Genomic DNA, 11,763 nt, shown 5'->3' on the forward strand with positions numbered 1-11,763 from the left:
ACAGGATCTGCGCCACGCAGACTCGATCCGCTCGATGACACTCCCGCGAAGCCTCGCTCGCGATCCTCGCAGGCTTCCGCACCGGCCGATTCAACGGCCCGAAACAGTACCGAACCCGCTCCACCGGACCAGCTCTCTCCGGCAGCAACTGCAGGTTCCCCGCATCATCATCTCGAGGACTCGATTCCCATGTCTCTTGCCACCGTCACCCCGCTGACCGACACCACCGCCATCGCCGCCCGCCCTGTGGCGGTGCGCACCACAGCCTCCCCCGCCGTCACCCCCGTCGCACAGACGACGGTGGTGCCCACCCGCACCGCCCACCCGCGTCGTGTGGATCCCGCGAACCCGCAGCCCGTGCAGCCGCTGCCCGTGCAGCAGCGCGCCGCACGTCCCGCGACCACCGCGCCTGCGCAGGATGCTTCCGCGTCGGTGCGCATCCGCGCCGTTCCGAACGGCACCCGTGCCCGCGGATTCGCGCTCTACGTCGGCTTCGACGAGGACAAGGCAGGAGCCGCGGGAACGGATCTCGGACACGTGGTCGAGGCGCTCAAGCGCCTCGCTGCCGAGATCGCACCCGGATCCGAGACGTACGCCGCCGTCGCGCTCGCGCCCGAGGCCGCCGGGGGCCGCGACATCGACGTGGTGCGCCTTGCGCTCCAGGATCCCGCCGCGATCGCCAAGAACCGTCAGACCGCCGATCCGTCGCAGGATCGCGCCACCGGCGTCGTCGTCGACATCTCGCGCAAGCGCCTCCTGCTCGACAACGAGAACGTCGCCCTCACCTACAAGGAGTTCGAGCTGCTGCAGTACCTCGTGCTTCGCGAGGGACGCACCATCGACCGCAGCGAGCTCATCGCCTCGCTGTGGGAGGCCGGCGACGATGAGGTGCCGAACGAGCGCACCATCGACGTGCACGTGCGACGTCTGCGCTCCAAGCTCGGCACCTACGAGGACATCGTGCGCACTGTGCGCGGCATCGGATATCGATTCGACCGCCACGCGGACGTCACCATCCGCCACGCGGGTGCCCCGAGCCCCGACCTGTTCTGAGCTGTCTGAATCCCGGCGGCCGAGACGGCCGCCGGCGCCGGCGTCGCGGCGACAACCGCTACATAACGGTTGCCGATTCAAATGCCAAGGAGCTTCTGCTTCGCTGCCGCGAACTCCTCGTCGGTGAGCACGCCCTGCTGGTGCAGTGTCGCGAGACGCTGAAGCTCGCTGGTGACGTCGCCGGCGGCGGGCGCTGCCGGTGCCGGCTGCTGCTGTGCGACGGCTTGCTGCGCAGCGGCTTCCATCTGCGCCTGTTGCTGCTGGGCCTCGTACTGCTGCTGCTCGTACTCGGACTCGGCCTTGCGCTGCTGGTGGGCCATCATGCCGCCGCTGACTGCGGTGGCGGTCCCTGCGACGACGGCGGTACGGGCGGCGAGGCCGACAAGGCCCGGGCGTCCGATTCGGCGAACGAATGGCATTTTCTGTTACTCCGATCCTTTTCGACGAGAAGACGGCGCGATCACTCGGCGCGAGCCAGCGACACGACCTCGTTCACGATGGGTGCCGGGATGCGCTCGCTGGCCAGGACTGCGCCACCTGAGGCGGCGAGACGAGACGCGAGCTTCTTCGCCCAGAGGAGCTCGACGACCAGCAGTTCGGCGCTCGCGCCCGGCTCCAACGCCTCGGCGAAGTACGCGATGTCCTCGTCGGCGGCCAGACCGGAGAGGTCGAGTTCCGCGTCCTCCAGGCCGTAGGCATCCGAGGCATCCTCCACCTCGACCGTCTCCACGTCGCCGGCGACGCTCTTGCTCACGAGGATCGCGTCGATGACACGAACTGCGCCGTCGTGGATGAGCTCGCGGATCGCCTCGACGACACCCGGATCCGGCGCCTCGCCGGAGAATCCGACGAGCACGAATTCGACCGGCCCGTATTCCAAATCGCTCATGTCGTTCCTCTCGCTGTGCGATGACCTACCCAGCATGCGCTTCGGACCCCCGGATGCCGTCACCCCCGCCGGGTGAAGGGGCCAGGCCCAGGCACCCGGTCTCACCGTCACGCCCACCGTTCACCCGGATGACATCGACCGGCGATACCGTGATGCCCACGCGGCGACGCCGGCGGGTGTCGGCAGGTCGAGAGTCGAGGACACGCTCGACGGCGGTCCGCGCGACAGCTCGACCGCGATCGATGCGACAGGCGGATGCGACAGTGGATGCGACGGAGGATGCGATGGCCACGCAGTACGACGTTCAGCGGATCATCGACGAGCGACTGAACGCGTTCGCTGCGCCAGGTGTGCTGGGCGTGCGCCCCGGATTCCTGCTGCGCGACGGCTGGATCACGAGCGAGCGCGCGATCGTGGTCACGGTGGCCGCGGGGACCGAACCGACCCTTCCCGCCGAGGTCGACGGCGTGCCCGTCGACCTGCGCATCGCGTCGCCGGCGAAGGCCGCGCAACTGGCGGCGCTCGCGCGGCCGGAGGCCATCCGTGCCGTGCTCGGCATCGCTCCCGACTCGGGCGCCGTGCCCGTGTTCGCGGACGAACGGGTGATCACGCCGGAGGTGCTGGAGCGGGCGGGCGTGTCATCCGGACCCGCGGAGGATCACGCACTGGTGCTGGGTGCGGCCACGCCGACCGGGGCGGGTGCCGCGACGGTGGCGACGCATCCGGATCAGGCAGCGGCGAAGCCGGCCAAGCCGCAGCTGCCGTACACCGCACCGACCGGCGTGACGCTGGCTCCTGTCTCCGGCGTCATCGAACTCGAGCTCAGCGCGAGCCCCGACTCCGGCTGGCCCGTGCTGAAGAAGTTCCTGCACGGGACGACGAGGTCGCTCACGGTCGGCCTCTACGATTTCACGTCGGCTCACGTGCTGAGCGACTTCGAGAGCGCGGCAGCCGGCACGACCGTGACGTTCGTGCTCGACCGCCCGGCCAAGAATCCGACGGCGGATCAGACCGACGACCAGACGATCGCCGCGCTGCAGAAGGCGCTCGGATCGCGCTTCGACCAGGCGTGGGCGCTGGAACGCGCGGATCCGCACGCGGCGGCCTGGATCTTTCCGTCGGCGTACCACATCAAGGTCGCGGTGCGGGATTCGAGCGCCGTCTGGCTCTCCAGCGGCAACTGGAACAACTCGAACCAGCCCGACATCGACCCGGTGAACGACCCGTCGGATGCCGCGCAGGCCAGGTCGCGCGACCGCGACTGGCACGTGGTGATCCATGACGCCGAGCTCGCGAAGGTGTTCGAGGCGTACCTGAAGAACGACCATGACGTCGCCGAACAGCACCAGGTCGACCTGTCGGGCGCCGCCGGCGGCACGGGCGCGAACGGCGTCGGGGCCGCGGACTCGATGCTCCTGCTACAGCCGCTTGCCGAGACGCCGCCGTTCCGCACGTTCACGGCATCCGAGACGCTACGCGAGCAGGTGTCCATCACGCCGGTGCTCACACCGGACCCCGGGGTGTATGCGGATGCCGTACGTGCGCTGATCGCGTCGGCGACGGCATCCCTCCACCTGCAGTTCCAGTACATCGAGCCGCCATCGACCGCGACGGACGCGAACGCCGCCTTCCGTGACCTCATCGAGGCCGTCGTCGAGCGCCAGAAGGCGGGCGTCGACGTGCGGATCATCATGAGCCAGTTCGAGACGGCCGGTTACCTCGAGCAGCTGCAGGAGCTCGGACTCGACGTGGTCGACAACGTGAAGCTGCAGAACAACGTGCACAACAAGGGCATCGTGGTCGACGGTGCTCGCACGCTCGTCAGCAGTCAGAACTGGTCGACGGCCGGCACGCTGCAGAACCGCGACGCCGGCGTGATCATCGACAGCACGCGCGTCGCCGCATACTTCGACGCCATCTTCCAGCACGACTGGGAGAACCTCGCGGAACAGAAGACCCACACGGACTGACATCCATCGCGCACCCTCGTAGAGTCGCCTCATGGGGGGATTCACAGATCGAATGCGTTCCGTGCTGCACTGGCCGTCGCGGAAAAAGCCGGTCACACCGGCGCAGCGCAAGCAGGAGAACCGCTGGGAAGGCGAAGGCGGGGCGCTGCATCCCACGGACGACCACGACGAGACGCACGGCGACTCGCCCGAGCGGTAGCGCGACGAGCCGCTGAGTCCGGCGACACACGCGAGCCTTCCGAGCGAACCAGCTGCTCTGGCTACGTCTACGGGATGAGGATGATCTTGCCGCGCACCTCGCCGGCTTCGCCCACGCGGTGCGCCTCGGCTGCCTGCGTCAGCGGATAGGTCGCGCCGATCTCGACCTGGAACGTGCCGTCCGCGAGACCGGCGAGCGCCACCTCGACACCCTCGGCCCGCAGCGCCTCCTCCTCAGGGGTGAGCGGCACCGGGCTTCCGCCGGACCACGCCTTGATCCCCAGTTCCGCCGCTTTGAACCCCACAACGATGGTTCCGATGTGGGAGCGATCGGCGACCAGGTCGAAGGAGGCCTGCAGTGCGGCATCCGTTCCGGCCATGTCGAGCACGTAGTCCACGCCCTGCGGAACCGCGGCACGCACGCGTTCCACCAGGCCGTCCCCGTACTCGAGTGCGAGGGCGCCGAGCTCACGGAGGCGGTCCAGGTTGTGTGCGCTCGCCGTGCCGACGACCGTGACGCCGCGGGCTCGGGCGAACTGCACCGCGGCCTGTCCGACAGCGCCCGACGCGCCGTGGATGAGCAGCACGTCGCCCTCGCCCGGGCCGAGCGAGACGACCACTTGATAGGCGGTGCCCGCCGGGACGCCGACGGCCGCGGCATCCTCGAACGACACGTCGGCGGGCTTGCGCACGAGCTTGCCCTCGGATGCCACGACCTCGCTCGCGTACGCCCCCGACGCTCCCCGCACGACGACCTCGTCTCCCACCGTCCAGTCGGACACGCCGGGTCCCAGCGCGGAGATCACGCCCGAGACGTCGGATCCCAGCCGCCGTGGCGTCTCGATCGGCGCCGACGGACGGATGCCGCGCCGCAGCTTCCAGTCGATCGGATTCACGCCGATGGCCCTCGACTCGATCAGCACCTTCCCCTCACCCGGCACCGGATCGGGCTTCTCGGCCACCTCGAGAACCTCAGGGCCGCCGAGGCGGGTGTACTGGATCACCGTCTGCATGGGAACTCCTCGCGTCGTCGTCTCTCACGATAGGCGAGGCGCCCGCACCGCACGTTGAGGCCGTCAGATCCCGCCGCAGGTGGAGCTTGTTGCCGCTGGTTGAGCTGGTCGAAACCAGCACCACATCAGAGGCTGGTTTCGACAAGCTCAACCACCGGCAGGGGGCTCAGTCGGCGGGAGCGGACCCGTGAGGTAACGCTGCACGGTCGGGGCGATGTGGTCGACGACCCAGGACGGATCCGCGGAGGCCAACGGCTCCCAGCGCAGCACGTAACGGGTCAGGATGACGCCGGTCAGCTGGCTGGCGAGCAGGGCGGAACGCGTGTCGACCTCCGCCTCATCCGGCGAGAACCGCGCCACGACGGGGTGCACCGCCCGATCCAGGATGAACGATCGCATCTGCGCGGCCATCGTCTTGTTGCGCGCAGCGCTGCGCAGCAGGGCCGAGACCACGGAGGAGTGCGCATCCCACACCTCAACCAGACGTGTGACGAGCTGGCGTGCTGCCTCGTCCGCATCCACCTCGAGCACGGGTGCGATGACGTCGCGCGGGTCGAGCTGCAGGGAGGTGACCGCGTCGAAGAGACCGCCCTTCGATCCGAAATAGTGGGCGATCATCGCCGGGTCGACTCCCGCGCGCTGAGCGATCTCGCGTGTCGTCGCGCCGTCGACACCGCGGTCCGCGAAGACCTCGCGTGCGGCATCCATCAACTCCTGACGGGTGGTGGACGGCCCGCGACGGCGGCCGCTCACGACGCCTTCCCATCGCGATCCAGCAGCACCATGGTCTCCTCGAGCGTCGCCGGCACCGGAGCCACCTCGGCGCGGATGCCGCCCAGCGCTTCTGTCACCCGGTCCCGCAGCGCATCCGCGCTGCCGCGTCCCGCCACGCGGATGCTCCGCCCGCTGAGCATGATGGGCAGGCCGGAGCGGTCCAAGACCTCGAACGCACGCTGCCAGTCCTCGCTCGTGACGAGCACCGCTGCAGCACCCCGGACCAGGTCGGACACCGTCCCGGACCCGACCAGCCGCCCCTGCGCGAGCAACGCCAGCCGGGTGCATTGCTCGGCCTCCTGCAGGTAGTGGGTGGTCACGATGACGGCGCGGCCGGCATCCGCCTGCGCGTGGATGACATCCCAGAGCCGAGCCCGGCCGAGCGGATCGACGCCCGAGGTGGGCTCGTCGAGCACGAGCAGTTCCGGGCCGTGGCTGAGTGCGAGCGCGAAGGCCAGCTGCCGTTGCCGGCCCAGTCCGATGTCGGCGACGATGTCGCGGCTCACCTCGCGCAGAGTGTCCGGCAGGACCGGCTTCGGCACGCCGTACACGCGGGAGAGGAACGCGACGTTCTCGCGCACGCTCAGCGTCGTGTAGAGCCCGAGGCCCTGGGGGACGTATCCGAGGCGGCGCCGGGACGCGTTGCTCGGCGGCGCCCCGAACAACGTCGCGTCGCCCTCGTCGGCGCGCTCGAGTCCGAGGAGGATGCGCAGCAGCGTCGTCTTGCCTGCGCCGTTCGCGCCGATCAGGCCGACGACTTCGCCCGGACGCACCTCGAGGCTCACGCCGTCGACGGCCGTGGCGTGGCCGAAGCGCTTCACGATCCGGCGAGCGGATGCAGTGGGTTGCTGCGACCGCTCGCCATCGCTCGGCGACGCGCCGGAACCGGCGGCGGGAACCCCTGGCTCAAGCGGTGGTGCCGACGGAGGGTCGGATTCGACGGGCTCACGCGGCGGTGCCGAAGGCGAGCGGGTCTCGAAGGGCTCGGCCCGCGAGAGCGAGAGGGCGATGAGGGCGTCCTCGAAGTCCGGTGTCGCGATCCGGGTGCCCGTCGTGGCCTCCCCCGGTGGCGACCACACGTGTCGTTCCGTACCACGGCGCCAGACGCGGGCGGCGATCGAGTCGGGAGGCATGGCATCCGGATCGTCCAGACGGGCGATCACGCCGGGAACCGACGCGACGATCTCGTCGGGCGTGCCGGAGGCGAGCATCCGTCCGGAGTCGAGTGCCACGACGGATGCCGCGCGCTGCGCCTCGTCCAGATACGTGGTCGCCATGATCACCGTCGTGCCCTCGGACGCGACGCCCCCGTCAGCGCCGGCCGGCCTGGCGACAGCACTGATCAGGCGCCAGAGTTCGACTCGGCTCACCGGGTCGACGCCCGTGCTCGGCTCGTCGAGCAGCACGAGCGTCGGCTCATGCAGGATGGCGAGCACGAAGCCGAGCTTCTGCCTCATGCCGCCGGACAGGTCATGTCCGAGGCGACGGCGAGCGGAGTCGAGTCCCGCGCGTTCGAGAAGCTCTGCAGAGCGCTCGCGGATGCGTGCGGCAGACATACCGTACGACCGTCCGACGAACTCGACGTTCTCCTCCACGGTGAGCGTCGGCCAGACTCCGGAGGTGGCCGGCTGATATCCGAGGCGTTCGCGCTCGACCGTGCTGAGCTCGCCGGCATCCGCCCGCACCCGGTGAGCGAGCACCCGCAGCAGCGTGGACTTGCCGGCGCCGTCCCCGCCGACGACGGCCGTGACCTCGCCGGGGCGGGCATCCAGGGTCACGTCATCGAGCGCGGTCGTTGATCCGAATCGGACGGTCAGGCCCGCGACGCCGAACGACTGGCGCCCGACCGGCGGCGCTGTGGGCGCCGGGGATGCCGGCGACGCCGGGGCGGGCATCACGCGACCTCCGTCGCACGCTGCTGCACGGCATCCGTCTGTTCCGGATGTCGCGGTGGCTTCACGGGAGAGATGCTGCGGCTGAGCCGGACCACGGCGAGCCCGAAGATGATGACCGCCATGATCGCGAGGATCACCAGCGGGAACCACAGGGAGTCCCAGTCGGCGCCGCGGATCATCACGCCCTGCGAGATCATCGTGAACCAGGTGAGCGGCAGCAGATACCCGATCCAGCGGACTCCGGCCGCCATCGCCGAGAGCGGGAAGATCATGCCGGAGAGCAGAATCTGCGGCAGCAGCACCATGAACGCGAGCTGGATGGCCTGCCCCGTCGTGCGCGACACGGACGAGATCAGCACCCCCAGGCCGAGCACGACGAAGAGGAACAACGCCGCCCCGACGATGAAGATGAGCGGATTCCCGTTGAACGGCACGCCGAAGAGCAGCAGCCCGAGCACCGTGATGAGCGCCATGTCGAAGCACGCGAGAAGGAAGTACGGCGTGATCTTGCCGAGCACGACGGCGCCCGCCCGCAGCGGCATGACGGCGAGCTGCTCCAGCGTGCCTGCCTCCCGCTCGCGGACCAGCCCGATCGACGTGATGATCGTGCCGATGAACGTGAGGATGAGACCGATGATGGCCGGAATCATCACCCACGAGGTCTTCAGGTCGGGGTTGAACAGGGTCGTCACGGTCAACGTGGGCGCCTGCGGAGCGGATGCCTGCGCCTGGCTCGACCCGCTGCTCGATGTTCCGGATCCGGACGGGCTCTGCCCCTGCCCGACCTGCGCTTGAGCCTGGGCCGCCGCCTGCGCTGCCTGTGCTTGTGCCTGTGCCGCTTGCTGCGCGAGCTGCTGCTGCACCTGCGCGAAGATCGTCTTCGCCGATTGCGCGGCGAAGAGATTCGATCCGTCGATGAGGACGGTCGCGCTCAAGGCCGGGCTTCCCTGCGGTCCTGGCGTGCTCGACAGGTTCTGTGCGTAGATCGCCACGTCGGCGCGGTCGTCGCGCAGTTCGGTGGTCGCGTCATCCTTAGAGCCGTGCTCGTCGGTGAGGACGACGTTCAGGTGATCCTTCAGCTTCGAGTTGTCGTCGATGAGCTTGACGACGTCGCTCGCCCCGGATCCGTACACCGCGACCGTCAGGTGATCGACGGTGAAGTTGGCCGCGTACCCGAAGATGATCAGCAGCAGGAGCGGCATCACGATGAGCAGGGCGAGCGTGCGGCGATCGCGCCGCAACTCCTGGAACTCCTTCAGCACGATCGCGCGCATGGCGGGCCTCCCGGTCGACGTCGTCCCGGCCGGATTTCCGACCGGTTCCATAATTCATCGCCTGGTGAATTACGTCAACATCCGGCCCGCCCATCGCCCCGATTCGGGAACAGCAGGGTCGGTCGGAAACAGCAGCTATCCCGCTGTTCTCAGTGCGAGAGCGCGATCTCTGCTGTTTCGGCGCCGCGGACAGAACCTTCAGCCCAGGTTGGCGGGGCGCCTCCAGTCATCACCGAGCACGTGCTGGCCGAGGAATGCGAACACCGTCTCGTACCAGACCACCGCGTGTTGCGGCTTCAGCACCCAATGGTTCTCGTCCGGGAAGTAGAGGAATCGATGCGGCAGCGTGCCGTCCGGCTCGGCGAAGCGGGCATTCAGCTCCGACCAGAGTCGCAGCCCCTCGCCGATCGGCACACGGTAGTCACTATCGCCATGCACGACGAGCATCGGCGTGACGATGTTGTCGATGTGGCGGTGCGGCGAGTTCGCCTCGAGTCCGTCCTGCGTGAAGATGCTCGCCCAGTACGCGGAGTCGTCCGTGGTCGGAACGAACTGATCGAGTGCCCAGAGGCTGGCGTGGGTGACGATCGCGCGAAAGCGATCCGTGTGACCGGCCACCCAGTTGGCCATGTAGCCGCCGAAGGAGCCGCCCATGGCCGCCGTGCGCGTCTCGTCGATGTCGTCGCGGGCGACGACCGCATCCGTGATCGACATGAGATCGGTGAACGGCGCGCCACCCCAGGCGTTCCAGCCCCTGGCGACGAAGTCGAGACCGTAGCCCGTGGAGAGAGCGGGATCCGGCAGGAGCACCGCATAGCCACGGGCCACGGCTAGCTGCGGGTTCCACCGCCAGCTCCACGCGTTCCAACTGTTCAGCGGGCCTCCGTGGATCCACAACAGCAGCGGCGCCGGAGCCCCGGCGCGCGCCGTCGCCGGCAGGAGCAGCCAGCCGCGCACCCGGGCTCCGTCGGCTGCCGCCGTCTCCACCTCTTCCATGTGCGCTGGAACGTCGGGCGCACCGCCCGGCACTGCCAACGGTGTGACCGTTCCGTCGCGTGCAATGCGGACCGGATGCGGCGCCGCCATCCACGAGGACCGCAGCGCGACCACGTCGCCGGTCCTCAGATCGAGCCCCACGTCCGAATACGTGAAGTCGTCGTCGGTGAGCTGCTGCACAGATCCGCCGCCCAGCGGGATCCGGAACACCGGGCCCCTGCCGTCCTGGTCAGCCGTCACGATGAGCGATCGGTCGTCGACATCGAACTGGAGGCTGGACGGCCAGCGGTCCCAGTCGGCGGCGAGACGACGTGGATCGATCAGTGTCGCCTCGACGGCGCCGTCCGCCTCCGTGCGGGCGACGCCCGCCACCCAGAGTTCTTGCTGCGTCGGAGCCTGCGGTGTTGCGCGGACCGTTCGCAGGTAGGCAATGACACGTCCGTCATGCGAGAGGCTGGGCATCTCGAGGTCGACCCGTGACTCATCGAGCAGCACGCCGTGTCTGCCGGATTCGACATCGATGGCTACCAGGCGATGATGCCGGTCATACCCGTCCGGGACCGGCAGCGACGCGATCACGGTCGTGCCATCCGGCGTGACCGCGACCCCCTCTGCCCCGCCCCGCCCCGGATGCGGCGTGAGGTCTTTCGGCCGCGGAAGCGATGCTGGATAGGGCTCGGGCACATCCTCCTTCGCCGTACTCGCCGGCTCCGCACCGCGTGCGGTGTCCGAGCGATCCGTGGATGCGGCGCCCCGAATATCCGCGTCGCCTACGGCGTCCGCTGCGCGCTCGACGCCGACCTGGTCGACGAGATCACCGGTGTCGAGGACGAGCAGGTGCGGCTCATCCGGGCCGAGATCGGCATCCCAATACCGCACGGGATACCCCTCGTGCAGGATCGCCGACACCTTGGACTTCTTCCGGGCAGCCCGCAATTTCGCGTCGTCCTCGAGCGTCTCGGCGCTCGGCAGCAGGTCGGCACCGAACACGACGCGGTCGACGCCTTCCGCCGACGCCTGGATTCCTGAGACACCGCCGGCGAGACGCGTGACGGGACGCGCTTCCCCACCCGCCGCGGGGAGCAACCAGAGCTGGCCGGTCTCGTCGTCGGCGTCGGCATCCGGACGCGTGGAGGTGAAGAGCAGGTCGCCGGATGCCGTGAACACCGGCGCCGACTCGCCCTTCGCCGACCGGGTGAGCCGCCGCGCACCCGGCGCACCGTCTGCCGGAATGGACCAGAGGGCCCGCTCGTATTTCGTGCCGTCCTTCGACAGTGTGGCGACCGAGAGCACGACGCGCGTGCCGTCGGGCGACAGTGCGAGGGATTCGACGCGGGGCAGGGCGATGTAGTCCGGGAGGGACTCGAACGACGACTTCGGCATTCCTCCAACGTACGCGGTACGGTCTCCACCATGACCGTGGTGCTGTGCGTGACCCTGTGGCCGAATCCAGGGTTCGAGGAGGAGCTTGTCGCCTACGAAGACGGGGTGCTCGCGTTGCTGCCCGAACACGGATCGCGGGTCGTCGCACGCGTGCGCACCCTCCCCGGTGGCGCGGCATCCGAGGGCGTGGTGCCGCCGTTCGAGACGCAGATCATCGAGCTTCCCGACGACGCCGCGCTCGAGTCGTACATGCGGGATCCGCGACGTCTTGCTGGAGCCGACGTGGGGGGGGGGGGGGGGGGGGGAGGGGGGGGGGAG

11 protein-coding genes are annotated in these 11,763 nt (G+C 69.3%); 4 read left to right on the forward strand and 7 right to left on the reverse strand.

Annotation, left to right across the window (positions count from 1 at the left end; all coding sequences use genetic code 11):
* Window positions 1-189 precede the first annotated feature (189 nt).
* Entirely contained in the window at window positions 190-1,053 is an 864-nt protein-coding gene (locus tag ACX9R5_RS00225) for a winged helix-turn-helix domain-containing protein (RefSeq protein WP_459406996.1), read from the forward strand.
* A 77-nt stretch (window positions 1,054-1,130) separates the two neighbouring features.
* Here ACX9R5_RS00225 and ACX9R5_RS00230 read toward each other — a convergent pair whose 3' ends face one another.
* Together ACX9R5_RS00230 and ACX9R5_RS00235 are read right to left on the reverse strand one after the other, a co-directional pair.
* Window positions 1,131-1,472: an SHOCT domain-containing protein gene (locus ACX9R5_RS00230; RefSeq protein WP_459406997.1), complete on the reverse strand. Its 342-nt coding sequence runs from the start codon at window positions 1,470-1,472 to the stop codon at window positions 1,131-1,133.
* A 41-nt stretch (window positions 1,473-1,513) separates the two neighbouring features.
* Entirely contained in the window at window positions 1,514-1,942 is a 429-nt protein-coding gene (locus ACX9R5_RS00235) for a DUF6325 family protein (protein WP_459406998.1), read from the reverse strand.
* A 284-nt stretch (window positions 1,943-2,226) separates the two neighbouring features.
* On the opposite strand from ACX9R5_RS00235, the gene ACX9R5_RS00240 reads away from it, so the two are divergent.
* Window positions 2,227-3,912 carry a phospholipase D-like domain-containing protein gene (locus ACX9R5_RS00240; RefSeq protein ID WP_459406999.1) on the forward strand — a complete coding sequence of 562 codons (1,686 nt, stop codon included), beginning with the start codon at window positions 2,227-2,229 and terminating at the stop codon, window positions 3,910-3,912.
* Window positions 3,913-3,943: 31 nt separating this feature from the next.
* Window positions 3,944-4,111, forward strand: a complete 168-nt coding sequence (locus tag ACX9R5_RS00245) for a hypothetical protein (RefSeq protein ID WP_459407000.1) — start codon at window positions 3,944-3,946, stop codon at window positions 4,109-4,111.
* A 67-nt stretch (window positions 4,112-4,178) separates the two neighbouring features.
* Here ACX9R5_RS00245 and ACX9R5_RS00250 read toward each other — a convergent pair whose 3' ends face one another.
* The 5 genes from ACX9R5_RS00250 to ACX9R5_RS00270 form a co-directional block, all read right to left on the reverse strand.
* Window positions 4,179-5,123 carry a quinone oxidoreductase family protein gene (locus ACX9R5_RS00250; protein ID WP_459407001.1) on the reverse strand — a complete coding sequence of 315 codons (945 nt, stop codon included), beginning with the start codon at window positions 5,121-5,123 and terminating at the stop codon, window positions 4,179-4,181.
* A 147-nt stretch (window positions 5,124-5,270) separates the two neighbouring features.
* Window positions 5,271-5,876 (reverse strand): TetR/AcrR family transcriptional regulator, encoded by a 606-nt coding sequence (locus ACX9R5_RS00255; protein ID WP_459407002.1) that lies wholly within the window; start codon window positions 5,874-5,876, stop codon window positions 5,271-5,273.
* The gene (locus ACX9R5_RS00260; RefSeq protein WP_459407003.1) at window positions 5,873-7,792 is read right to left on the reverse strand and encodes an ATP-binding cassette domain-containing protein; all 1,920 of its coding nucleotides are present in this window, start codon (window positions 7,790-7,792) and stop codon (window positions 5,873-5,875) included. The genes ACX9R5_RS00255 and ACX9R5_RS00260 overlap by 4 nt, the downstream gene beginning before the upstream one ends.
* Entirely contained in the window at window positions 7,792-9,066 is a 1,275-nt protein-coding gene (locus ACX9R5_RS00265; RefSeq protein WP_459407004.1) for an ABC transporter permease, read from the reverse strand. The genes ACX9R5_RS00260 and ACX9R5_RS00265 overlap by 1 nt, the downstream gene beginning before the upstream one ends.
* 198 nt (window positions 9,067-9,264) lie before the next feature.
* Window positions 9,265-11,445 carry a S9 family peptidase gene (locus ACX9R5_RS00270; protein WP_459407005.1) on the reverse strand — a complete coding sequence of 727 codons (2,181 nt, stop codon included), beginning with the start codon at window positions 11,443-11,445 and terminating at the stop codon, window positions 9,265-9,267.
* 30 nt (window positions 11,446-11,475) lie between these two features.
* Here ACX9R5_RS00270 and ACX9R5_RS00275 point away from each other — a divergent pair.
* Window positions 11,476-11,763 (forward strand): hypothetical protein (locus tag ACX9R5_RS00275; RefSeq protein ID WP_459407006.1); only part of this gene is annotated, 288 nt, incomplete at its 3' end.

The organism is Rathayibacter sp. CAU 1779 (assembly GCF_054551755.1).

Excerpts from the sequence above, each read along its gene's own strand:
- ACX9R5_RS00240 (WP_459406999.1), top strand. The coding sequence starts at position 2,227 with ATGGCCACGCAGTACGACGTTCAGCGGATCATCGACGAGCGACTGAAC.
- ACX9R5_RS00260 (WP_459407003.1), bottom strand. The coding sequence starts at position 7,792 with ATGCCCGCCCCGGCGTCGCCGGCATCCCCGGCGCCCACAGCGCCGCCG.
- ACX9R5_RS00235 (WP_459406998.1), bottom strand. The coding sequence starts at position 1,942 with ATGAGCGATTTGGAATACGGGCCGGTCGAATTCGTGCTCGTCGGATTC.
- ACX9R5_RS00270 (WP_459407005.1), bottom strand. The coding sequence starts at position 11,445 with ATGCCGAAGTCGTCGTTCGAGTCCCTCCCGGACTACATCGCCCTGCCC.
- ACX9R5_RS00230 (WP_459406997.1), bottom strand. The coding sequence starts at position 1,472 with ATGCCATTCGTTCGCCGAATCGGACGCCCGGGCCTTGTCGGCCTCGCC.
- ACX9R5_RS00245 (WP_459407000.1), top strand. The coding sequence starts at position 3,944 with ATGGGGGGATTCACAGATCGAATGCGTTCCGTGCTGCACTGGCCGTCG.
- ACX9R5_RS00250 (WP_459407001.1), bottom strand. The coding sequence starts at position 5,123 with ATGCAGACGGTGATCCAGTACACCCGCCTCGGCGGCCCTGAGGTTCTC.
- ACX9R5_RS00265 (WP_459407004.1), bottom strand. The coding sequence starts at position 9,066 with ATGCGCGCGATCGTGCTGAAGGAGTTCCAGGAGTTGCGGCGCGATCGC.
- ACX9R5_RS00225 (WP_459406996.1), top strand. The coding sequence starts at position 190 with ATGTCTCTTGCCACCGTCACCCCGCTGACCGACACCACCGCCATCGCC.